This window comes from Flavonifractor sp. An82, from assembly GCF_002159265.1.
Taxonomy (GTDB): Bacteria; Bacillota; Clostridia; order Oscillospirales; family Oscillospiraceae; genus Flavonifractor.
This window is the reverse complement of the sequence record NZ_NFHG01000015.1, coordinates 16,133-37,754: the sequence shown is the minus strand read 5'-3', so window position 1 is coordinate 37,754 and position 21,622 is coordinate 16,133. Positions and strand designations below refer to the sequence as shown.

Sequence of the window (21,622 nt, the reverse complement as noted above, 5' to 3'; positions counted from 1 at the left end):
TCCCTTGAAGCACCGCCTGCTGTTCACAGGCAAAAAATTGATCCGGATGGCCCTGCTGCTGCTGGGGGTCAGTCTGGCCGCCTTCCTGCTCATGTCGGCCTCTCCCCTGGACCCCTTGCAGACCAACGTGGGCCAGGCCGCCCTGGGCACCATGAGCCAGGAGCAAATCGCCAAGCTGGAGGACTACTGGGGGGTCAATACCCCGCCGGTGGAGCGCTACCTGGGCTGGCTGGGGGACTTTGTCCGGGGGGACATGGGTACCTCTCTGCTCTACCGCCAGCCGGTGAGCCAGGTCATTGGCCAGCGGCTGCAAAATTCCTTGTGGCTCATGGCCTTTGCCTGGGTGATCTCCGGCGTGCTGGGTCTGACCCTGGGTGTCCTTGCAGGGGCCAATCGGGGAAGGCTGGTGGATAAAATCATACGGGGCTACTGCTGGATTATCTCCAGTACCCCAGCTTTTTGGCTGGCCTTACTGCTCCTGGTCATCTTCTCAGTCTGGCTGGGACTGTTCCCCATTGGGCTGTCGGTGCCCATCGGTGCGGATGCCGCCTCTGTCACCCTGGCCGACCGGCTTTACCACGCCTTTCTCCCTGCCCTTACCCTCAGCATCACCGGTGTGGCCAACATCGCCATGCATACCCGGGAGAAGATGGGGGACATCATGGAGAACGACTATGTGCTCTTCGCCCGGGCCCGGGGAGAATCCGTCCGGTCTATCGTCCTGCGTCATGGCCTGCGCAACGTGGCTCTGCCTGCCATCACCCTGCAATTCGCCTCCATCAGTGAGATCTTCGGCGGCTCGGTGCTGGTGGAGCAGGTGTTCTCCTATCCCGGCCTGGGTCAGGCCGCCGTCAACGCCGGCCTGGGCTCCGACCTGCCCCTGCTGCTGGGCATCACGGTGGTGAGCGCCGCCATCGTCTTCGGCGGCAACCTGATTGCCGATCTGCTTTACGGCGTGGTAGACCCCAAGATCAGAAGGGGGGCGGCCCGGAAATGAGACATTGGAACGGGCGGAAAAACGCCCTCCTTCTGCTGGCGGTTGCCGCATTGGTGCTGTGCGCCGTGGCGGTGGCCGGGGGCTTGTTGAGCGGGCAGGCCATGGTCACCGACTTTTCCCGCAAAAATCTGGCCCCCTGCGGGCAGTTCCTCTTCGGTACCGACTGGATGGGCCGGGATATGCTCTCCCGCACCCTTACCGGACTGTCCCTCAGCATCCGTATTGGTCTCTTGACCGCTGCTGTCAGCGCAGTCATCGCCCTGGTGTTGGGGGTGGCCTCCGCCGTCTTCGGCGGGTGGGTGGACGCAATCATTTCCTGGTGTATCGACCTGGTCATGGGCATCCCCCACATCCTGCTGGTCATGCTCATCTCCCTGGCTTTCGGCAAGGGCTTTGTGGGGGTGGTGGCCGGAGTGGCCCTCAGCCACTGGCCCTCCCTGGCCCGTGTCATCCGGGGGGAGGTGCTCCAGCTGCGGGGGGCGGTGTATGTCCGCACGGCGGAAAAGCTGGGGGTGTCCCGGCTGACCATCGCCCGGCGGCACATGCTGCCCCACCTGCTGCCTCAGTTTCTCACCGGGCTGGTGCTCCAGTTTCCCCACGCCATCCTCCACGAGGCCAGCGTCACCTTCCTGGGCTTCGGCCTGTCCCCGGAGCAGCCTGCCATCGGCGTGATTTTGTCGGAAAGCATGAGCTACCTCACCACTGGTAAGTGGTGGCTGGCGGTGTTCCCCGGCCTGAGCCTGGTGCTCATTGTGATACTCTTTGCCGCCATGGGGGAGCAGCTGCGGAAGCTGCTGGACCCGGCCAGCGTACATGCGTAAGGAGGGGTGGATATGGAACCGATTTTACAAGTCCAAAACCTGTCCATCTCCTTCACCCAGTACGGGCGGGGGGCCAGACAGGTGCTGCTGCCGGTGCTCCGGGATCTGTCCCTGACCATTGAGCCCGGACAGGTGGTGGCGGTGGTGGGGTCCAGCGGCTCGGGCAAGAGCCTGCTGGCCCACGGCATCCTGAACATCCTGCCCTATAACAGCCACATGGCGGGGGAGATCACCTTCCTGGGCCGGCCTCTTACCCCCAAGCGGGCGGAGCAGGTGCGGGGCAGGGAGATCGTCCTGGTGCCCCAGGGGGTGACCTACCTGGACCCCCTGATGAAGGTGGGACCTCAGATCCGCAAGGGCCGCCGGGACCAAGCTGCCCGGCAGGTCAGCCGGGCCGTGTTGGAGCGGTACGGCCTGGGGGCGGACACCGAGGAGTGCTATCCCTTTGAGCTGTCCGGCGGCATGGCCCGCCGGGTGCTCATTGCTACGGCGGCGGCTGAGACTCCGCGGCTGGTCATCGCCGATGAGCCCACCCCCGGTTTGGATGCCCGTGCAGCCAAGCGGGTGCTGGGGCATTTCCGGGAGCTGGCCGACGGAGGAGCAGGGGTGCTTCTCATCACCCACGACCTGGAGCTGGCCCTCTCCATCGCCCACCGGGTGGCGGTGTTCTATGCCGGTGAGACAGTGGAGGAGGCCGATGCCGCCGACTTTACGGCAGGCAGGCTGCGCCACCCCTATACCAAAGCCCTGTGGAACGCCTTGCCTCAGAACGGCTTTGTGCCCATCCTGGGGGCCCAGCCCGGGCCCGGCGAGGTGGGGGAGGGCTGCCCCTTCGCGCCCCGCTGTCCCAAAGGGCGGCCCGAGTGTTTGGGCCCGGTGCCCTATCGAGAAGTGGACGGCGGGCGGGTGCGCTGCCTGTATCCGGAAGGAGGGACGGCATGAGTCTGGAAGCAAAGCAGCTTACCTTTGGCTATCGGGGAAAGGGCCGCAAGCAGGTACTGGACGGCCTGGACCTGACGGTGGCCCCCGGCGAGCGGGTGGGCCTGGCAGGACCCAGTGGCCGGGGTAAGACAACTTTATGCAAGCTGCTGGCGGGCTATGAGAAGCCGGACAGCGGCACGGTGCTGGTAGACGGCAAGCCGCTGAGGGAGTATCGGGGGATCTGCCCGGTGCAGATGATCTGGCAACACCCGGAGACGGCGGTGGACCCGCTGATGAAGCTGGGGGATACGCTAAAAGAAGGTGGACCGGTGGAGGAGGGGCTGCTGGAGGCCCTTCACATCCAGCCCGCCTGGCTGGAGCGGTATCCCACCGAGCTGTCCGGCGGCGAACTCCAGCGGTTTTGTATTGCCCGGGCCCTGCGGCCGGGGGTAAAGTACCTGCTGTGTGACGAGGTCACCGCCATGCTGGACCTCATCACTCAGGCCCAGATCTGGGCCTTCCTGCTGGAGCAGGCGGAGAAGCGAGACTTGGGGCTGGTGATCGTCAGCCACAACAGCGCCCTGCTGGAGCAGCTGTGCACCCGGGTGCAGAGTTTAGTGTAAGAGAAAGGCCGGCAAGTGAGTATACTCACTTGCCGGCCTCGTTCTTGTTTGTGGGTGCATTATGGGAAGGCGTTGACTGGTGGATCACCGATTCTGCGGAACTGTGCTCCGTTGTCTACTTTGATATAGATAAAATTGGTGGAGTCTTTCGCCTGGAAGATCAGATCATCCCCCTCCATGCGGAAACAGTTGACCCTGGTAATGCCGGTCTCATCCTCCAGAGTGAGGATATTGCCGGAGACAGACCACTGGCCCGCCCCGATATAGCTGCTCAGGCCCCCTTCGTAGTAGGTGAAAGAGCCGTCATCCCTGAGCGTCAGGGTAAAATCACCGCCGAAGCCCTCCCCTTCGTAGCGATAATACCCCACAGGAGAAAGTTGTTCTCCGGAGGTTTCATAGTACTGGACCTGGTTACATGTTATGTCGATCATAAGGGTGTCTCTGGCGGCCATGCAGGCCTCTTTGGATACATAGAAGGTAAACTTGGTGCCGGGACCATAGCCCCGCAGGCTGAGGGCGTCCGGGTAGGCGGTAGTCCCGTCCCGGAGGGACTTGCTCCGCAAAGTGCATTCGTTGCTGACGGAGGAATCCTCCGATGCCTTCAAGGGGGAGACAAAGCTGCCATAGTTGGAGAAGCGATAGGAGCAGTCAAAGGTCATATACAGCAAGTCTTCGCGCTCATTGGAGGGCATGACATTGTGAAGATAGATGGTGGTGGAATCGTCCTGCCAGACCACCACCTGACCGTCGGCAAAGGTGTGGCCCTTGCCGGTATAGCAGTCATCCGTCAGGGCGGACTTTGGGACGGTAAGGGTCAGTTCCACCTGTTCCTGGCTCAGAACCGCATAGCCGTCCTGAGTTAAAACATCATAGACGGTGGGCTCCTTGGGACTGGTCAGAAAGCACAGCGCGGCAATGACGCAGGCAGCGAGGGCGATAATCACCACCCAGAAGGCAGGTTTTTTATAGCTCATCACAGCTTTTACCCGGCTCTTTACCACTGCCTCCCCGAAGGCCAGTGGACAGGGGGCCACGGGCCGGCGGCGGATGCTGCAATTCAGCAGGGCGGTGGAGTAGCCCCGCCGTTCTTCCGTGCTCAAGGCCCGGATGACTCTTTCGTCGCAGGCCCCCTCCATATCCCGGCAGAACAGTACATAGGCCACCCACATCAAGGGGTGGAACCAATAGACCGCCAGTAGCACATAGCCTGCCAGCTTCCACCAGTGGTCCAGCCGGCGGATGTGGGCCCGCTCATGGGCCAAAACATAAGACAGATCGCCCTCTGGGATGTGGTAGGGCAGATAGATGACCGGGCGGAACAGCCCCAGCACGAAGGGAGAAGCTACCCGCTCACTCTGCCTGATGTTCCCCTCCAGCATGGTGGCGGTGGACAGGCGGCGCTTCAGCAGCAGCCAGCTGACTAGGGCGTAGAGCAGCAGAAGGATCATGCCCGCCAGCCACACCTGGGAGAGCAGGAAGGACCAGATCTGCGTGGGATTGGCGCTGGCGGTAGGCGAGGGAGCCAGGACCTCCTGGAGAACAGGATTGACGGCGCTGTTGAGGGCGGGAATACCGCTCTGGATCTCCGGGGCGGCGGTGTAGAGGATGTCCCGGGGGAGCGGCTGGGCGCTGGGGATCAGGCTCAGGGTGCTTTCGATGGAGAAGGGGCAGACCAGCCGCAGGGCCACCAGGGCCCAGAGCAGGCAGAAGCTCCATTTGGGAGCTCTGCGCAGGAGCAGCCGCAGCACCAGCACTGCCAGCACCAGCCAGCCGGCGGTGAGGCTGAGGTTGACCACCGTCAGGAACAGCTCTTCCATCGCGGTACCTCCTTATTTCTCAATGATGCGCCGGATCTCCTCCACCTCGTCCTTGGACAAGGACTGCCTGCGGGCAAAGGCAGCCAGAAAGGCGGGCAGGGAGCCCTGGAATTTCTTCTCCATCAGCTCGTCGATCTCAGACACCTGAGCGTCCTCTTTGGAGATGAGGGCGGTGACCAGACCGTCCTGATTGCGCAGCACCCCCCGCTCCCCCAGCCGCTTGATGACGGTGTAGGTGGTGGTGCGCTTCCACCCCAGTTGTGACTGGCACAGCTTGACCAGTTCCGTGGTGGTCACCGGCTCATGCTCCCACAGGATGAGACAAAACCGGTATTCGCTTTCAAAAATCTTGGGCGTTTCCATAGGTGCCTCCTTGTCTAACTGGATAGACTCTCTGAGGATAGTCTATCCTATTAGACAAGCGCTGTCAAGAGCATAAAAAAATTCCTGTGTTCCGGAGAGAAACACAGGAATTTTTTGTATCAGTCTCAGGCCAGCTGAGCCTTCGCCATCTCGGTCAGAGCGGTGAAAGCGGCCTTGTCGTTGACAGCCAGCTCGGCCAGCATCTTACGGTTAATCTCCACGCCAGCCTTCTTCAGGCCGTTCATGAAGGTGGAGTAGTTCATACCGTTCAGCTTGCAGGCGGCGGAGATACGGGTGATCCACAGAGAGCGGAAGTCGCGCTTCTTCAGGCGACGGCCGGTGTAAGCGTAGGTCAGGGACTTCATGACCTGCTCGTTGGCCATCTTGAAGTGCTTGCTCTTGGCGCCCCAGTAGCCCTTGGCCAGCTTGAGGATCTTATTTCTTCTCTTGCGCGTCATCATCGCGCCTTTAACTCTAGCCATTGTAAAAAGCCTCCTATGTTAAGGTAAAGTAGAAATTATCTTATTTGTAGGGGATCATGCGCTTGATGGCGGGCTCGTTGGTCTTGTCCGCATAAGCGCCGGCGCGGAGGCCTCTCTTACGCTTGGTGTCCTTGCCGTGGCCGTTGAGCAGGTGGGACTTGAACGCATGGGCGCGCTTGACCTTGCCGGACTTGGTCAGGCTGAATCTCTTCTTCGCGCCGGAGTGAGTTTTCAGTTTAGGCATGGTGGTTAACTCCTTTGTCTTTGGATTTCAGGGATGGCGTCAGGACTTTTTGCCGTCCTTAGCAACCTTGGGAGAGAGGAACATGGACATATGCCGTCCGTCCAGCTTGGGGTCCTTGTCCAACGCGGCCACCTCGCTGCACTGTTCCGCAAACTTGAGCAGCAGGCCCTTGCCGATATCGGTGTGGGCCATTTCGCGGCCGCGGAAGCGGACGGTGACCTTCACCCGATTGCCCTGGCTCAGGAACTTCTGGGCGTTGCGGAGCTTGACGTTAAAATCATTCACGTCGATGCCCGGCGACATACGGACTTCCTTGATCTCCACGACGTGCTGGTTCTTCCGGGCCTCTTTCTCCCGCTTGGTCTGCTCGAACTTGTACTTGCCATAGTCCATGAGCTTGCACACGGGGGGCACGGCGTTGGGAGAGATCTTCACCAGGTCCAGGTTCTGCTCGATGGCGCGCTCCAGCGCCTCACGGGCGGACATGATACCCAGCTGCTCGCCGCTGTCAGAGACGAGCCGGACTTCCTTGTCGCGGATCTCTTCGTTGATCTGATGACCCTGTTTGCTGATACGAAAGCACCTCCAATTCTTTGCTGCATACAAAAACGCGGTTACCATTCCGGTACCCGCGCCACAACAGAACAGCCACGCCGCACACACGACGCGCCGCTGACCATGTTGACCTCTTTGCTGAGTGCTGGAGGTGAGGACGGGGGTACCTTCCTGCTTTATTGTGCCATAACAGTATATCAGCGTGGAGAGGTAATGTCAAGCACAAATTATGAGAAAAATCCGCCTTATTTTATGCTTTCCTTTTGGAGAAAACTGTGGCAGAATGGGAGGTGAGGAGGGAGAATTATGGTACGTTATGGCCTGAAACGGCTATTTGCGGCAATTTTTGTCATTTTTTTGCTGACGCTGGCCTGCGCGGCGTCAGCTAATGCGCCTACCTATAAAAGCACCATCCTGTTTACCCACGATACCCATGACCATTTTTATCCCGCTCCCTCAGAGGACGGAGGGGAGTACGGCGGCTATACCCGGCTGGCTACCCTGCTGGAGCGGGAGCGGGTAAAATACCCCGACGCCATTACGGTGGACGGGGGCGACTTCTCCATGGGCACCCTGTTCCAGACCATTTACGCCACCCAGGCCCCCGAGCTGAAGGCTCTGGGCGCCATGGGCTATGATGTGACCACCCTGGGCAATCACGAGTTTGACTACCGGGCCTCCGGCCTGGCCCAGATGCTGGAGACAGCAGCCTCCAGCGGCAGTCCGGTGCCTGCCATCGTGCAGTCCAACGGCACCGTGCTGGACGGGGCCGGGGGCCAGGAGCTGAAGCAGGCCATGGCGCACTACGGTGTGGAGGACTATGTGATCCTCAGCCGCGGCGGCATCAACTATGGCATTTTTGGCCTGATGGGAGAGAATGCCGACGCTTACGCCCCCATGTCAGGCATGGAATTTGAACCCATTGCCGACGCGGCTAAGCGGACGGTGGCGGCGCTGCAGGAGGAGCTGGAGGAGCGAAGCGAGCCCTATTTTATCATCTGTCTTTCTCACAGCGGTACCGACGGGAAAAAGGGTGAGGACTATGAGCTGGCCAAGGCGGTGGACGGCATCGACGTCATCATCTCTGGCCACACCCATTCCACATTGACAGAGCCCATACGGGTCAACAGCACCCTCATTGTCTCCTGCGGTGAATATACCACCAATCTGGGTGTTCTCAACTTGGAGTGGCAGCCCAACGGGGAGAAGAAGGTGGTGGATTACCGGCTGGTGCCGGTGGACGAGACGGTGCCCGCCGATGAAGAGATGGAGCGGCTGGCCCAGTCCTTCCAGCCTCTGGTGGAGGAGGAGTACCTCTCTCAGTTCGGCATGACCTTTGACCAGGTGCTGGCCCGGTCGGACTTCGATTTTACCCCCATCTCCCGGTTTGCGGAGGAACACAGGGAGGATACTCTGGGCAATCTGATTGCCGACTCCTATGTATATGCCGTCCAACAGGCCGAGGGGGAGGACTATGTACCGGTGGACTTCGCCGTGGTGGCAGCGGGGGTGATCCGTGAGTCCTTCTCCGCCGGGGAGATCACCACATCGGACGTATTTAATGTGTCCTCCCTGGGGTCAGGGGCGGACGGCTCCCCGGGCTACCCGCTGATCTCAGTGTGGATCACCGGCCGTGAACTGAAGGACGCCTTTGAGGTGGATGCCTCGGTGACCGGCCTGATGCCCGCCGCCCAGATCTACGGCTCAGGCATGGCCTGGACCTGGAACCCCCATCGGATGCTCCTCAACCGGGTGAACGACTGCGCCCAGGTATTGCCTGACGGTACCACGGTGCCTTTGGAGGATGACAAGCTCTACCGGGTAGTCACCGGGCTGTACACCGGCCAGATGCTGGGTACCGTCAACGACAAATCCTTCGGCATCCTGACGATCACCCCCAAGGATGCCCAGGGCAACGAGGTTACCAACTTTGAGGACCAGATCATTTACAACGCCAATGGCTCCGAACTGAAGGAGTGGTACGCCCTGGCCACTTACCTGCGGTCCATGGGCACGGTGGACCAGCGCTATGCCGCCCCGGAGGGACGCAAGGTGCTGGATGCCTCCTGGAATCCGGTAAGCCTGCTGAAGGGGCTGAATCTGATCGGTGCTGTCGCTCTGGCGGTGGTGCTGGTAGTGATCGCCCTGGTGGTATTTGTGGTACACCGGCTGGTTACCCGCCGGAGCCGCCGCTACGGCGGACGCCGGGGGAGCGGCTACCGCCGCTACCGGGGCTGAAGAAACAGAAAAGGAGAAGATCCCTGCGGAAAACCGCAGGGACCTTCTCCTTTTATTCAACTCAGCGGGGATGCTGGAGGAATCAATAACCGGGGTTCTCGTTCTTGACGAAGGTCTTGGCCTTCTCTTCGCCGCGGAGGACCCGCAGGCCGCCCAGGGCCAGGGAGCGCATCTCGTCCTCGCCGGCGTACACCACCACGGGAGCGATGAAGGAGACCCGCTTCTCGATCTCGCTGGTCACATAGTTGGAGTAGGCGATGCCGCCGGTGAGCAGGATGGCGTCCACCTTGCCGCACACGCCGGGAGCCACCTTGCCGATGTTCTTGGCGATGTTGAGGATCATGGCGTCGTAGATCAGCTTGGCGTGCTCGTTGCCGTCCTGGATCATCTTCTCCACCTCACGGCTATCGGTGGTGCCCAGGTGGGCCAGCAGGCCGCCCTTGCTCTTCACCAGCTTCATCATGCTCTTATAGTCATACTCGCCGGAGAAGCACATCTTGATGACATCAAACATGGGCAGGCCGCCGGCGCGCTCGGGGGAGAAGGGGCCCTCCTCATCGTTGATGAAGTCCTCCACCTTGCCGTTGTGGTGCAGGTTGACCGAGATGCCGCCGCCCAGGTGGGCCACGATGACAGTGATATCCTCATAGGACTTGTCGTTCTCACGGGCGTAGCGCATGGCGGCGGCCCGGGTGTTCAGGTTGTGGCCCATGCCCTTGCGGCGCAGCAGGGGCAGACCGGTGATCTTGTTGATGGGCAGCAGCTCGTCCACGGTGACGCCGTCATAGATGTAAGCGGGAATGTTGAGCTGGAGGCTGATGGAGCGGGCAATCATGGCACCCACGTTGGAGGCGTGCTCGTTCTGGGGCTTGTTCTTCAGCTGCCACACCATGTCGTCGTTGACCTCGTAGGCGCCCGCCTCGATGGGGGTGAGCAGGCCGCCGCGGGAGACGATAGCGGTGAGGGACTCCAGGGCAATGTCGTGGCGCTTCAGGCAGTCCAGCACCAGGTCCCGGCGGAACTCATACTGGTCGGCCACGCAGTCAAAGGGAGCCAGCTCCTCAGCGGAGTGGGTGATGGATTCGACAAACAGGGGCTCCTCGCCGTCAAAAACGGCCAGCTTGGTGGAAGTGGAGCCAGGGTTGAGGATCAAAAGACGTTCCATTGAGGTCCCTCCTTACTGATTCTGAGCGGCAGCGGCGGAAATGACGATGGACAGGTACTTCTCCTCGGCGGAGGAGCCACGGCTGGTCATGACGATGGGGCACTGGGCGCCCACGATGAAGCCGGCCATCTTGGCCTTGCAGGTGACGGTGAGCATCTTGCCCATGATGTTGCCGGCGTGGATGTTGGGGGCAACCAGCACGTCGCAGTCGCCGGCCACGGGGCTCTCAAAGCCCTTGAAGTCGGCGATCTCCTTGCTGACGGCGCAGTCGTAGGAGATGGGGCCTTCCACCACGCAGCCGGTGATCTCGCCCTTCTGGTTCATCTGCTTCAGGGCGTCGCCCTCCACAGTCTCAGGCATCTTGGGGTTGAGCTTCTCCACGCAGGCCAGAATGCCCACCTTGGGGTTGTCGTAGCCCATGGCACGCAGAGCGCCCACGGTATTCTCGATGATGGCCTTCTTCTGCTCCAGAGTGGGGTAGGTCACCATGCCGCCGTCCACGGGCATCAGCAGCTTGTGGTAGGTGGGCACCTCAAAAGCGGTGAAGTGGCTCATGACGCCGCCCTTGCCCAGGCCGTTCTCCTTGTTGACCACAGCCTTCAGCAGCACGGAGGTGTCCAGGCGGCCCTTCATCAGGAAGTCGGCCTTGCCCTCCTTCACCAGAGCCACCGCCTTGCGGGCGGCCTCAGCCAGGTCGGGCTCGTCATAGATGTCCTCGGCGGGGACGGTCTCGCCCAGCTCGGCCAGGACCTGATCGATGATGGCCTTGTCGCCCACCAGCACGGGGGTAACGATGCCCTCGGCGCGGGCACGGAGGACAGCCTGGAGGGTGTGCTCGTCGCCGGCGGCGGCTACCGCCATGCGGGCGCGGTTGGGCTTGCCCTTCACGTGGGCGATGAGCTCATCAAAATTATGGAATACCATAAGGAAGATCTCCTTTCCGGAATTGTAAATGGAAGGGCGGGAGACGCCCCATAGACCATGCGGGCGCACAGGAGGCCGTGCGCCCGCATAGGCGGAAGTTATCTTTGGGCGCGGCCCAGCTCCAGGCCCTTCTCAAAGGCCTGCTTGTTCAGGGGGAGCAGCTTGGGCTTGGAGGCCAGCTTGTGCTCGATGGTGTTCCACACGATGGCGGGGTCAATGACCTCGGTGTAGCCCACGTAGACGCCCAGCATGATGACGTTGAGCACCTTGGCGTTGCCCATCTCCAGGGCCAGCTCGGTGACGGGAGCCTTTACCAGCTTCACGTCGTCACGGCCGATGTCGTCGGACACGATGGAGCTGTTGATGAACAGGGTGCCGCCGCTCTTCAGGGTGCCGATAAACTTCTTCAGGGAGGGGCCGTTCATAACGATCAGGTCGTCCATCACGTCGCCCAGAGGGGCGCCGATGGTCTCGTCGGAGATGACCACGAAGCAGTTGGCGGTACCGCCGCGCTGCTCAGCGCCGTAGGAGGGGAAGAAGGTCACGTTCTTGTCGGTGGAATTGCAGGTGGCGTCGGCCAGGAACTTGCCCAGCGTCATAACGCCCTGGCCGCCGAAGCCGGCCACACACAGATTGGTTTCCATATTCGCGTACCTCCTTTACCGATCCCGGATGACGCCCAGAGGGAACTCGGGCAGCATCTTCTCTTCGATGTAGTCCAGGGACTTCAGGGGATCCAGGCCCCAGTTGGTGGGGCAGCTGGTGACGATCTCCACCATGGAGAAGCCCTTGCCGTCCAGCTGGTTCTGGAAGGCCTTGTGGATGGCCTGCTTGGTCTTGTTCACGTTGGCGGGAGTGTTGCAGCTGGTGCGCACCAGGTAGGCGGGAGCGGTCAGCTGGTTGAGGATCTCGCACATGTGCATGGGGTAGCCGTGCTCCTCAGCGATACGGCCCTTGGGCGCGGTGGAGGCCTTCATGCCGATCAGAGTGGTGGGGGCCATCTGGCCGCCAGTCATGCCGTAGATGCCGTTGTTGATGAAGATGACGGTGATGTTCTCGCCGCGGTTGGCGGCGGAGATGGACTCGGCCAGACCGATGGAGGCGAAGTCGCCGTCGCCCTGATAGGTGAACACCAGGGAGTCGGGGTTGGTGCGCTTCATGCCGGTGGCCACGGCGCAGGCGCGGCCGTGGGGAGCGGTGGTGTTGTCGTAGGCGATGTAGTCCATGTGCAGGCCGCAGCAGCCGATGCCCAGCACGCAGGCGGCCTTGTCAACCAGGTTCATCTCCTCCAGGACCTCGCCAATCAGCTTGATGACGGTGGAGTGCATGCAGCCGGGGCAGAAGCCGGAGACCTTATCTTCCTGGATGGTTTTCGTTCTTCCGTAGATCTTTTCCATCTTACTTCCCCTCCATGATCTTCTTGGCCGCAGCAATGACTTTGTCACGGCTCATGATGTTGCCGCCGGAGCACAGGCAGGTCTCGATGGGGCAGCGGTCCTTCACACCCACCTCAACGTCGGCCACGAACTGGGCGGGGATGGACATCTCCACATCCAGCACGGCCTTGCACTTGGTGTAGTCGATGTGGTCATAGGCCTCGTAGGGGAAGGGGTGCACGGTGATGGGACGGATCAGGCCGGCCTTGATACCCTCGGCCCGCAGCAGGTCCACAGCGGACTTGCAGATACGGGCGGAGATGCCGTAGGCGGTGAGCACGATCTCAGCGTCGGCCACCTGGTACTCCTCCACCTGCACGTCCTTCTTCCAGGACTCGTACAGAGCGGCGGCGTCCTCGTTGACCTGCTGCATGACGGTGGTCTGCCACTGGCCGGGCTGGATCCAGGAGCGGTTGGCGTAGTCCAGCTTGTGGCCGATGCAGGCCCAGCCCTTCTTGGACTCCTTGATGGCGGCCACTTCCTCGTCGCTCTTCATCTCGGGCAGGACCACGGGCTCCATCATGGTGCCGATGACGCCGTCAGCCAGGATGAGGACGGGGTTGCGGTCACGGTCGGCGTAGTCAAAGGCCTTGTAGGTCATGTCCACGGCCTCCTGGACGGTGGAGGGGGCAAAGACCATCATCTGGAAGCCGCCGTTGCCGGAAGCCTTGGTGGCCTGGAAGTAGTCCATCTGAGCGGGCTGGATGGAACCCACGCCGGGGCCGCCGCGGGAGATGTTGGCGTACACCATGGGAATGCGGGCGGCGGCACAGTAGGAAATGCCCTCGCTCTTCAGGGCGATTCCGGGAGAGGAGGAGGAGGTCATGGAGCGGGTGCCGGCGGAAGCGGCGCCGTACACCATGTTCACGGAAGCCACCTCAGACTCGCCCTGGACAAAGACGCCGCCCACCTCGGGCAGACGACGGGAAAAATACTCGGGAATCTCATTCTGCGGGGTGATGGGATAACCGGCAAAGAACCGGCATCCAGCCCGCACGGCCGCCTCGGCGATGGCCTCGCAGCCCTTCATAAATACTCTTGCCATTTTCCTTACCTCCCCTTACTTATAGATCTCAATGGCTCCGTCCGGGCAGATCCGGCCGCAGATGGCGCAGCCGATGCAGTCGTCCGGATGGACAGGCACGACGTACTCGTAACCCTTGGAATTGACCTTGTCACCGATGGCCAACACCTGCTTGGGGCAGAACTTGATGCAGTAGCCGCAGCTCTTGCAGCGCTCCGCCACGATTTGGACCTTTGCCATACCGACATCTCCTTTTCATATATCTTGCATCTTGCAAACTTTAAAACGCAAGCAAATGCCTCACTGATTGATCGCTTCCTGCCCGCTGATCCAGGGATAGGTCAGATAGAGCTTGATGGGAAGCACTGGGCAGGGCAGCTCCTCCGGCAGCGCCTGACACAGCCGGTCCTGCACACAGAGGAAATCCACGGGCTTATAGGGACCCACCATGTCCACCAGCTGCCGGGCGCCCTCCGCCACGTCGGCGGGGGTGGTGTCCGGCCCCAGGTTGGGGTTGCCGATGAGCCGCAGACGGGCCAGCTCCACGTGGGAGACGCCCAGGGTCTCGCCCAGCACCTTGTCGATGTGCTCCAGTGTGGCCGACCAGGGCCGGAAGGGGTTGATCACATAATAAATAGAGGTACCGTCCCGGTTGAGCAGGGGGGCGTAGCCGCCGATGGACCGGGCGCCGATATAGTCGCCGCCCACATCCAGAACGGTGTAACAGTTCTGGTCGTTGAGCAGCCGTCGCACGCCGCCGGTAAGGGTGGGGGCGTCCATGAACTGCTCCTCATAGTGGACCTCCACGCCCAGCTCCTCCAGCGCCTCCCGCTGATCACGGGAGCGGAAGAGGGGCTTGGTCATGTCCAGATCAAAGAAGTGGACCGGCTTGCCGCCCAGCTGAGCCAGCGCCCGGGCAAAGTTGAGGGCGATCTCGCTTTTGCCGCCGCCGGCCTCCCCCAGGAAGACGAAGTTGGTATTGGAGCCTGGGGCAAGCAGTTCGGAAACCGATGTCTGCACGGCCATGTTCAGCGCCTCCTGTCAAACAAGATATATCTTATATCCTGCAAGATTTACGAGTTAAGAATACCACACTTTTCTGAAATTGCAAGGGGGCAGCAGCAGGTTTGGGAGATTTGTCAAAACGGGGTGGTCTAATTTGGGGAAAACGCCGGTGAGGCTTGTAATTGTAAAGAATCACTGTTATAATATCTTGCAAGAAATGAGATTTTGGAGGCGCGGACTATGGCGGCGATCAAAAAGCGTTCCCTGGTGGATCAGGTATATGAGACTCTGCGCGGCGACATCATCATGCTCCGGCGGCCCCTGGGCAGCAAGCTCAACGTCAGTGAGCTTCAGGAGGAACTGGGCGTCAGCTGCACCCCCATCCGGGAGGCGGTCAACCGGCTCCAGCAGGAGGGGCTGGTGGTATATGAAAATAATGTAGGGGCCCACATCCTGGATCTGGACCGGCACGACATCATTGAGATCGAGCAGCTGGCCATGACCCTCCACTGCGCGGCCATCCGGCTGGCCATGGAGCATGGGGACCGGGAGGCCATTGTGTCCGAGCTGGAGAAGCATTTGGAGGAGTACCGCCGGGCCAGGACCGTCCAGAACGAGGTGACGGCCATCAATCGTTTTATAGGTACCTATTATGCCAACTGCGGCAACCGGCGGCTGGATGCCAGCATGATCTCCATCCAGGGACAGCAGCTGCTGCTGCGCTATATTTATGCCAACTGTCTGGAGCAGCGGGGAAGCAACGCCGAGGATTTTGAGGCCATGCTGGAAGCCACCCGAGCGGGTGACGGGGAGCAGGTGTGCCGGCGGTTGCAGGCCAATACCGACCGGCGTATCCCGGTGCTGATGGAGTATGTCCAGCGGGAACGGGCTGCCCGGTAAACAGATACGCCGCCAGAGCGGAGACGCGCACCATGCGCGTCTCCGCTTTTTGCGCCGGTACCCGGGCTGCGGCGCAGGATGACCGAGGAAGCAGGGGACTTCTGATCACTTTTTTGTCCATTGTGTCCCGTTGACGGAACCGAAATCCGGTGCTAGACTATTTGTATACAAATAATTTGAAATACAATTATTGAGCGGCGGAACTGGTCCGCCGTGGGGAATGAAGTGGAGGTAATTTTGTGAGCAGAGCAGAATTGATCAGAAGGTATGTGTTTTTCCTGGTAGGGCTGTATGTCAACTCCCTGGGGATCGCCCTCATCACCCGGGCCAATCTGGGCACCTCGCCCATCTCCAGCACACCCTATGTGCTGAGCCTGTGGAACCCGGCGCTGTCCCTGGGTATGTTCACCCTGTTCTTCAGCCTGTTTCTCATCGCCCTGCAGCTGATCGTGCTGGGCAAGCGGTTCCCCAAGCACTTCTGGCTGCAGATCCCGGTGTCCTTCCTGCTGTCCGCCTTTATTGATCTGTCCATGGCACTGCTGTTCTTTGTGGACCCTCATTTCTATCCGCTCCAGATCCTGTCCCTGCTGGTAGGATGCGTGGTGCTGGGCTTTGGCGTCTTTATGGAGGTGGCGGCCAATGTGGTGATGCTGCCCGGCGAGTGTACCGTCAAGTCCATCACCATGCGCTGGCACACCGACTTCGGCAAGACCAAGATCGCCGTGGATGTGACCATGGTGGTGGTGGCCGCCGTCCTGGGCTTTATTCTGTGCGGCAAGCTGACCGGCATCCGGGAGGGCTCCGTGATCTCCGCCCTGCTGGTGGGCTTTATCGCCCGCAGTGTGGGCAAGATGATCGGTGAGCCGGTCCAGCGCCTGCTGCGGGACAAGACTCCTGCTGACGTCTGCGCGGAATAAGACAACTTTATCGGGAAAAAACGGCGCCGCCGGTCTATAGAGACCGGCGGCGCCGTTTTTGTTCAGGTACAGATGGAGCGGACCACGTCCAGCAGATGAGGCAGGGCGGGATTGGGGTTGTCCTCCTTCCACATCAGGCGGACATTGGCAAAGGGGACCCCCGGCAGGGGGATAAAGGCCACCTTGCCCTGGGACAGGCAGGCCATGTCGTCGCTGAGGGTGGAAATGCCGATTCCGCAGGACACCAGGGTGAGCAATACGGGGACATGGGTGGCCTCCGCCACCACCTTGGGCGCGAAGCCGGCATCAGCTGCCGTCTTCCAAATGAAATCATGGCCGGGGATGGAGGCGGTGCGGGCCATGATGACAAAGGGCTCGTCCTTCACTTCTTCCATCTGGATGCTGCCCCGGGTGGCAAGGGGATGATCCACGGAGGTGATGATGCACTGATGATTTTTGTGCAGGAGGATGGAGGGAGATTCGGTAGCGGTGGGAGTGGGCATGTAGTTAATGATGGCGTCCACCTCGCCCCGCTCCAGAGCGGACAGCAGGTTGGAGTGGCTGTAGCCGCGGACCATCATGGAGACTTGGGGATAGGCGGTGTGGAATTGCTGATAGATCTCAGAGAGCTTGGGTTCAAAGGTGTCCCGCATGATGCCCAGGGACAGGGAACCCCGGTAGCCTTCCTGTGCCAGGCGGGCGGCCACCACGCTGCCCCGGTACTCATCCAGGATCTTGGGGCACTCCTTGAAAAAGGCGCTGCCCGCCGGAGTCAAAGCTACGCTGCGGGAGTTGCGGTAAAAAAGCTGAACATCCAGCTCCTTCTCCAGAGCGGAGATCAGGCGGCTCAGAGCGGGCTGGGCCATGAACAGGTCATCCGCCGCCTGGGTGAAGTTCAGGCGCTGGGCCAACACCATAAAGCATTCCAACTGATTCAGCGTCACCGTAGATCCCTCCGTTTTTCAGCTGGTATAAGTATATCAAAAACAGATAGGCTTGTCACCGGTGATTTATGTAATTTACGCATAGCAGCTATACACTGTGTAACGGCAAATTCGTGATTACCAACAGGGAAGTTAGGGTGCTTTTACAGAATTTGTCCAATTTAACGGCCTAAATTTTCCAGTATACGGTAAAAAGAACGGCGGAATGGGTTACCTAGGCTAAAACTGTATGCCAGCCATTCACATACGGTATTTTACAGTTTGGATGAGAACAGGTAAGATGCATACGAAAACAAGGTGATCCCTTTCCGGGCCCGACCAGAAAAAAAGGAGGAGCTGAGATGTCCGTTGAATACCGCCCCATGCGCAGTGTGATCTATGTAGACTGCGTCCGGGAAGAGTACCGGCACCGGCTGCAGCACTGGCTGTATAACGTCCATGTGCCGGACAGCATTGGAAAATTCACCCCCTACTGCACCAAGTACGCCTTTTACAATGCTCTGCCCACCCCGCCGGAGGGCGAGCGCTTCGGCACCCGACGCATGCAGATGACTGAGCACTACTGGATGGTCAATGAGATGACCCCGGAGATGAGCGTCAACGCCTTTACCGAGCGGATGCCGGTGGAGGTGCTGCGCTGGCAGGGCATGATCCCCGACGACGGTGCTGATCTGTCCCACGCGGCCAACATGGACGGCGATTCCCATCGTTCTTCCGGCGGCGACAACGGCTGCCCGCCCTTCGTTTTTGCCCATGTACCCATGAACTGGGAGGAGGACTACAAGGGTAAGGGCCGCACCATTGACGACGGCCCCAACTACCGCTGGCAGTTCGTGCTGCGGTGGCCCTGCGAAAAGACCGGCGAGAAGTGGTTCCAGGAGGTCTTTGTTCCCTACTTCCAGAACCGGCCCGAGGCCAACCGCTTCCTGTCCAGCAAGATCTACCACGATGTGGTGGGCTGCCAGTTCCACCGGCTGGTGGAGCTGTGGTTCGACGGTCCCGAGGAGTGGTACAAGGCCGCTGTGGAGGGCACCCGGGATATGGAGAAGCCTGAGTGGGCTCAGCAGGATCAGTTCCCCTTCCTCCGCTCCAATTACAACATCGTGGGTATGTTCCTGTCCGATATGGTCTCCAGTGATAACTTGACCCAGTACCGTGGCTACATCACCATGCGCTAAAACCAATTATATTTAGAAAGGTTGGATCATACATGAAAGTTTTAGGTCTGTCTGCCGGTACCCTCAACGGCGCCAACGACTCCCTGTGCAAGGAGGCCCTGATGGCCGCTCAGGAGATGGGCGCTGAGATCGAGTTTGTCAACGTTCACCAGCTGAACATCAAGCACTGCACCGGCTGCAAGGCCTGCGTGGGCAGCCTGTTCTCCGGCCGCGGCAACGGCTGCGTCATCAAGGACGACCTGCAGTGGCTGATCGACAAGATGTTTGAGGCCGACGGCATCATCTGGGCCGCCCCCATCTTCGAGAAGTGCGCCCCCGGCATCTTCCACACCATCATGGACCGCTTTGGCCCCCGTATGGACCGCGGCAACCTGATGATCGCCACCAAGATCGCCGAGGAGAAGGGCGGCAAGCCCATCGATCCCAAGTACCTGAAGGAGAAGGTGGTCACCTTCCTGGGCATCGGCGGCTCCGACTGGGCTACCCGCATCCAGTGCGACTTTGCCACCCACGCCCTGACCTGCAAGTGGACCATCATTGACAACCAGTGCTTCCCCTGGTCCCTGAGCATCCTGATGAACGACGACGCCATCGCCAAGGCTCACCAGATGGGCCTGGACCTGGCCGCCGCCGCCAAGAAGATCGAGGACGGCACCTTTGTGCCCGGCCACGGCGTGTTCAACGAGGACTACAAGGGTCCCGCCGGTGTGTGCCCCTACTGCCACAGCAACAACTTCTACCTCCAGGAGGATGGCACCGCCATCTGCTGCCTGTGCGGCACCGAGGGCGTCATGAAGAATGTGGACGGCAAGTACGTCTTTGAGTACGACGCCGAGAAGTGGATGCCCCACGCCCACGACTCCATCTCCGGCAAGTTCATCCACGGCGATGACATCCAGCGCAACGAGGCCGCCTCCCGTGAGATGATGCAGACCGAGGAGGCCAAGGCCCGCAAGGCCAAGTACAAGGACTTCATCCAGTCCTCCAAGCCCTGCTGATTCCGATTATTCCGGCAAGTCCGTTCCCTGTTGCACGGCGGCCAGGCCGCCAAAACCCGGCCTCTCCGGAGGGGGGAGGCCGGGCAAACAAAACAAGACGGAGGGATTCCTTATGTTCCGCAAAGATCAGTTTGGTATCGTGTTCAATACAATCTTTGCCCTTGTGTTTGCCATTGTTCTGCCCATCTATATCGACAGCACCAATATGCTCCGTATGACGGGCTCTATCCAGATGATTCCCCTGCTCCAGACCATCAGCAAGGACTTTATCATCGGCTTCGCCATCTCCTTCACCATCGGCACCTACATTGACCTGAAGGCCATGGGCGACGCCTTTGCCCGTCTGCTGGGCCTGAAGAACGAGAAGAGCCTGCCCTTCCACCTGGTGCGGCTGCTGTGCATCGTGTTCGTCATGGTGTTCATCATGAGCCTGTCCATGATGTTCATCTCCGCTGGCTACACCATGCCTGCCGGCGCCTTCTTCATGGCCTATCTGATGAGCTTCCCCCTGACCTTTGTGGTGGCCTACATCGTGGCCTTCATTACCTTCGGCTTTGGCCTGCCCCTGACCATGGCGCTGTGCACTAAGCCCCCCAAGATGATGCCTCATCCCTAATGAACCAAGATTCAGGGCGCACCTTACGGGGTGCGCCCGGATCTGTTTCCGAACAGAAAAGGAGGTTTCTTATGTCTGTTCCTTTTTATGCCAAGAGCCCTGAGAACCAGGGCTACATCAAGAACATGGAGGTCGTGGGCTTTTCCGACCTGAACGGCATCAACGCCTTCCAGATGGCCCTTTATAAGACCGACGACGGCAAGTACTACATGTACTGCGGCTCCTTCAAGGGCAACGGCGTCAACATCGTGGACGTGACCGATCCCGCCAACCCTGTGGTGGCCGGCATCGTCTACGTCAGCGATCCCAACGTCTACTTCGCCCAGTCCACCCCCAAGGTCCAGGTGGCCGACGGCCTGCTCATCGTGGCCCTGGGCGGCGGCGTGCCCTTCCTCCACGGCATCAAGCCCGGCGATCCCGCCCTGGGCGGCCTGCAGATCTATGATCTGAAGAAGGACCCCCTCCATCCCGAGCTGTTGTCCCACTGGGACACCGGCGTGCCCAACGGCATGGGCGTTCATCGCTTTGCCTACAACGGCGGCAAGTATGTGTACATGCCCGCCGAGTGCCCGGGCTTTGTGGGCTTCATCGTCCGCATTCTGGACATCTCCGACCCCCGCAATCCCGTGGAGGCCGGCCGCTGGTGGCTGCCCAAGCAGTTCAAGGACGGCATGGTGGAAGGCACCTACGCCGTGGGCCATGACGCCGAGAAGTTCTGGGGCATGTGCCACGCCTGCAACATCTGCCCCGATCACCCCGACCAGCTGTACATGGGCTACTTCGGCGGCGGCGGTATCATCCTGAACATCTCCGACCCCACCCGGCCCAAGCTGATCTCCCAGCTGATGGTGCAGCCCCCCTTCGCCGGCAAGTTCGACGGCGCCCAGTGCCACACCTACATGCGCCTCACCGGCCGGAACTTCGCTGTGCTCACCAACGAGGGCGAGCGCTTCCCCTTCTTCACCAAGGACAAGATCCTCAACGGCGTCCACAAGGGTGCCCAGCCCATGAACAACCTGCACATGATCGACGTGTCCGATCCTGCCGATCCCACCCTGGTGGCCGAGTTCCCCTACCCCGAGGTGCCTGAGAACTTCCCCTACCCCAACTTCAATGACTGCGGCATTGGAGCTCCCGGCCCCTTCGGCCCCCACAACATCCACGAGCCCATGGGTAAGAGCTGGCTCCAGGACGACCCCAACAAGGTGTACTGCTGCTACTTCCACGCCGGCATGCGGGTGTTTGACGTGTCTGATCCCTACTACATTAAGGAGCTGGCCTACTTCATTCCCCCCAACCCGGAGAAGCTGCTCTTTGACGTGCCGGTGCCCGGCCCCATGATCGCTACCACCGAGGACTGCGTGGTGGACGACCGCGGCTATATCTACATGGATACCTGGCACGACGGTATGTACATCCTGCGCCTGAAGGACGGCATCTGAGCCGCTCCTGAG

The 21,622-nt window shown here is 60.6% G+C and carries 24 protein-coding genes; 11 read left to right on the top strand and 13 right to left on the bottom strand.

The annotated features are described in order from the left end of the window. The first annotated feature begins 4 nt into the window (after positions 1-4). The 4 genes from B5G34_RS13580 to B5G34_RS13565 are packed head-to-tail and all read left to right on the top strand — an operon-like array spanning position 5 to position 3,362. Positions 5-997, top strand: a complete 993-nt coding sequence (locus tag B5G34_RS13580; RefSeq protein ID WP_242957053.1) for an ABC transporter permease — start codon at positions 5-7, stop codon at positions 995-997. Beyond that, positions 994-1,818 (top strand): ABC transporter permease, encoded by an 825-nt coding sequence (locus tag B5G34_RS13575; RefSeq protein WP_087338552.1) that lies wholly within the window; start codon positions 994-996, stop codon positions 1,816-1,818. Before B5G34_RS13580 ends, B5G34_RS13575 begins: the two co-directional genes overlap by 4 nt. Before the next feature lie 12 nt (positions 1,819-1,830). Further along, positions 1,831-2,760: an ABC transporter ATP-binding protein gene (locus B5G34_RS13570; RefSeq protein ID WP_087338550.1), complete on the top strand. Its 930-nt coding sequence runs from the start codon at positions 1,831-1,833 to the stop codon at positions 2,758-2,760. Beyond that, on the top strand, positions 2,757-3,362 hold the full coding sequence (locus B5G34_RS13565) for an ATP-binding cassette domain-containing protein (RefSeq protein WP_087338547.1): 606 nt from the start codon (positions 2,757-2,759) through the stop codon (positions 3,360-3,362). The genes B5G34_RS13570 and B5G34_RS13565 overlap by 4 nt, the downstream gene beginning before the upstream one ends. A gap of 59 nt (positions 3,363-3,421) precedes the next feature. Here B5G34_RS13565 and B5G34_RS13560 read toward each other — a convergent pair whose 3' ends face one another. The 5 genes from B5G34_RS13560 to infC form a co-directional block, all read right to left on the bottom strand. Continuing rightward, positions 3,422-5,179 (bottom strand): M56 family metallopeptidase, encoded by a 1,758-nt coding sequence (locus B5G34_RS13560; RefSeq protein WP_087338543.1) that lies wholly within the window; start codon positions 5,177-5,179, stop codon positions 3,422-3,424. Positions 5,180-5,191: 12 nt separating this feature from the next. Continuing rightward, positions 5,192-5,542, bottom strand: coding sequence for a BlaI/MecI/CopY family transcriptional regulator (locus tag B5G34_RS13555; protein WP_087338540.1), 351 nt, complete (start codon positions 5,540-5,542; stop codon positions 5,192-5,194). A 125-nt stretch (positions 5,543-5,667) separates the two neighbouring features. Further along, complete coding sequence (gene rplT, locus B5G34_RS13550) at positions 5,668-6,024, bottom strand: 50S ribosomal protein L20 (RefSeq protein ID WP_087338537.1); 357 nt, start codon at positions 6,022-6,024, stop codon at positions 5,668-5,670. 40 nt (positions 6,025-6,064) lie between these two features. Next, positions 6,065-6,268 carry a 50S ribosomal protein L35 gene (gene rpmI, locus B5G34_RS13545; protein WP_087188806.1) on the bottom strand — a complete coding sequence of 68 codons (204 nt, stop codon included), beginning with the start codon at positions 6,266-6,268 and terminating at the stop codon, positions 6,065-6,067. A 39-nt stretch (positions 6,269-6,307) separates the two neighbouring features. Further along, positions 6,308-6,889 carry a translation initiation factor IF-3 gene (infC, locus tag B5G34_RS13540; RefSeq protein ID WP_087338532.1) on the bottom strand — a complete coding sequence of 194 codons (582 nt, stop codon included), beginning with the start codon at positions 6,887-6,889 and terminating at the stop codon, positions 6,308-6,310. A gap of 240 nt (positions 6,890-7,129) precedes the next feature. Here infC and B5G34_RS13535 point away from each other — a divergent pair, with 240 nt between their 5' ends. Beyond that, complete coding sequence (locus tag B5G34_RS13535; protein WP_087338529.1) at positions 7,130-9,061, top strand: bifunctional UDP-sugar hydrolase/5'-nucleotidase; 1,932 nt, start codon at positions 7,130-7,132, stop codon at positions 9,059-9,061. An 82-nt stretch (positions 9,062-9,143) separates the two neighbouring features. On the opposite strand, the gene buk is transcribed toward B5G34_RS13535, so the two are convergent. The 7 genes from buk to B5G34_RS13500 all read right to left on the bottom strand — a co-directional run bounded on the left by buk (position 9,144) and on the right by B5G34_RS13500 (position 14,636). After that, a complete protein-coding gene (buk, locus tag B5G34_RS13530) occupies positions 9,144-10,226 on the bottom strand; it encodes a butyrate kinase (protein ID WP_087338526.1) in 1,083 nt (360 codons plus the stop codon). 12 nt (positions 10,227-10,238) lie between these two features. Beyond that, positions 10,239-11,150 carry a bifunctional enoyl-CoA hydratase/phosphate acetyltransferase gene (locus B5G34_RS13525; RefSeq protein ID WP_087338523.1) on the bottom strand — a complete coding sequence of 304 codons (912 nt, stop codon included), beginning with the start codon at positions 11,148-11,150 and terminating at the stop codon, positions 10,239-10,241. 98 nt (positions 11,151-11,248) lie between these two features. After that, complete coding sequence (locus B5G34_RS13520; RefSeq protein ID WP_087338521.1) at positions 11,249-11,794, bottom strand: 2-oxoacid:acceptor oxidoreductase family protein; 546 nt, start codon at positions 11,792-11,794, stop codon at positions 11,249-11,251. Between the two features lie 15 nt (positions 11,795-11,809). Next, positions 11,810-12,547: a thiamine pyrophosphate-dependent enzyme gene (locus tag B5G34_RS13515; protein ID WP_087338518.1), complete on the bottom strand. Its 738-nt coding sequence runs from the start codon at positions 12,545-12,547 to the stop codon at positions 11,810-11,812. 1 nt (position 12,548) lies between these two features. Continuing rightward, the gene (vorB, locus tag B5G34_RS13510; RefSeq protein ID WP_087338515.1) at positions 12,549-13,631 is read right to left on the bottom strand and encodes a 3-methyl-2-oxobutanoate dehydrogenase subunit VorB; all 1,083 of its coding nucleotides are present in this window, start codon (positions 13,629-13,631) and stop codon (positions 12,549-12,551) included. Positions 13,632-13,646: 15 nt separating this feature from the next. Then, positions 13,647-13,850: a 4Fe-4S binding protein gene (locus B5G34_RS13505; protein ID WP_087338512.1), complete on the bottom strand. Its 204-nt coding sequence runs from the start codon at positions 13,848-13,850 to the stop codon at positions 13,647-13,649. Positions 13,851-13,910: 60 nt separating this feature from the next. Next, on the bottom strand, positions 13,911-14,636 hold the full coding sequence (locus B5G34_RS13500) for a hypothetical protein (RefSeq protein ID WP_087338509.1): 726 nt from the start codon (positions 14,634-14,636) through the stop codon (positions 13,911-13,913). Positions 14,637-14,855: 219 nt separating this feature from the next. Here B5G34_RS13500 and B5G34_RS13495 point away from each other — a divergent pair, with 219 nt between their 5' ends. Together B5G34_RS13495 and B5G34_RS13490 are read left to right on the top strand one after the other, a co-directional pair. Next, positions 14,856-15,515, top strand: coding sequence for a GntR family transcriptional regulator (locus B5G34_RS13495; protein ID WP_087338507.1), 660 nt, complete (start codon positions 14,856-14,858; stop codon positions 15,513-15,515). A 239-nt stretch (positions 15,516-15,754) separates the two neighbouring features. Next, entirely contained in the window at positions 15,755-16,432 is a 678-nt protein-coding gene (locus B5G34_RS13490) for a DUF6198 family protein (RefSeq protein WP_087338505.1), read from the top strand. A gap of 62 nt (positions 16,433-16,494) precedes the next feature. Here the strand turns inward: B5G34_RS13490 and B5G34_RS13485 are convergent, their stop codons facing one another. Continuing rightward, entirely contained in the window at positions 16,495-17,376 is an 882-nt protein-coding gene (locus B5G34_RS13485; protein ID WP_087338502.1) for a LysR family transcriptional regulator, read from the bottom strand. Between the two features lie 341 nt (positions 17,377-17,717). Here B5G34_RS13485 and B5G34_RS13480 point away from each other — a divergent pair, with 341 nt between their 5' ends. From B5G34_RS13480 to B5G34_RS13465, 4 genes are all read left to right on the top strand, one after another. Then, on the top strand, positions 17,718-18,554 hold the full coding sequence (locus tag B5G34_RS13480) for an acetyl-CoA hydrolase (RefSeq protein WP_087338499.1): 837 nt from the start codon (positions 17,718-17,720) through the stop codon (positions 18,552-18,554). A gap of 32 nt (positions 18,555-18,586) precedes the next feature. Beyond that, positions 18,587-19,552, top strand: a complete 966-nt coding sequence (locus B5G34_RS13475) for a flavodoxin family protein (RefSeq protein ID WP_087338496.1) — start codon at positions 18,587-18,589, stop codon at positions 19,550-19,552. Positions 19,553-19,664: 112 nt separating this feature from the next. Beyond that, positions 19,665-20,168 (top strand): hypothetical protein, encoded by a 504-nt coding sequence (locus tag B5G34_RS13470; RefSeq protein WP_087338494.1) that lies wholly within the window; start codon positions 19,665-19,667, stop codon positions 20,166-20,168. Positions 20,169-20,239: 71 nt separating this feature from the next. Beyond that, on the top strand, positions 20,240-21,610 hold the full coding sequence (locus B5G34_RS13465) for a hypothetical protein (protein ID WP_087338491.1): 1,371 nt from the start codon (positions 20,240-20,242) through the stop codon (positions 21,608-21,610). Positions 21,611-21,622 lie beyond the last annotated feature (12 nt).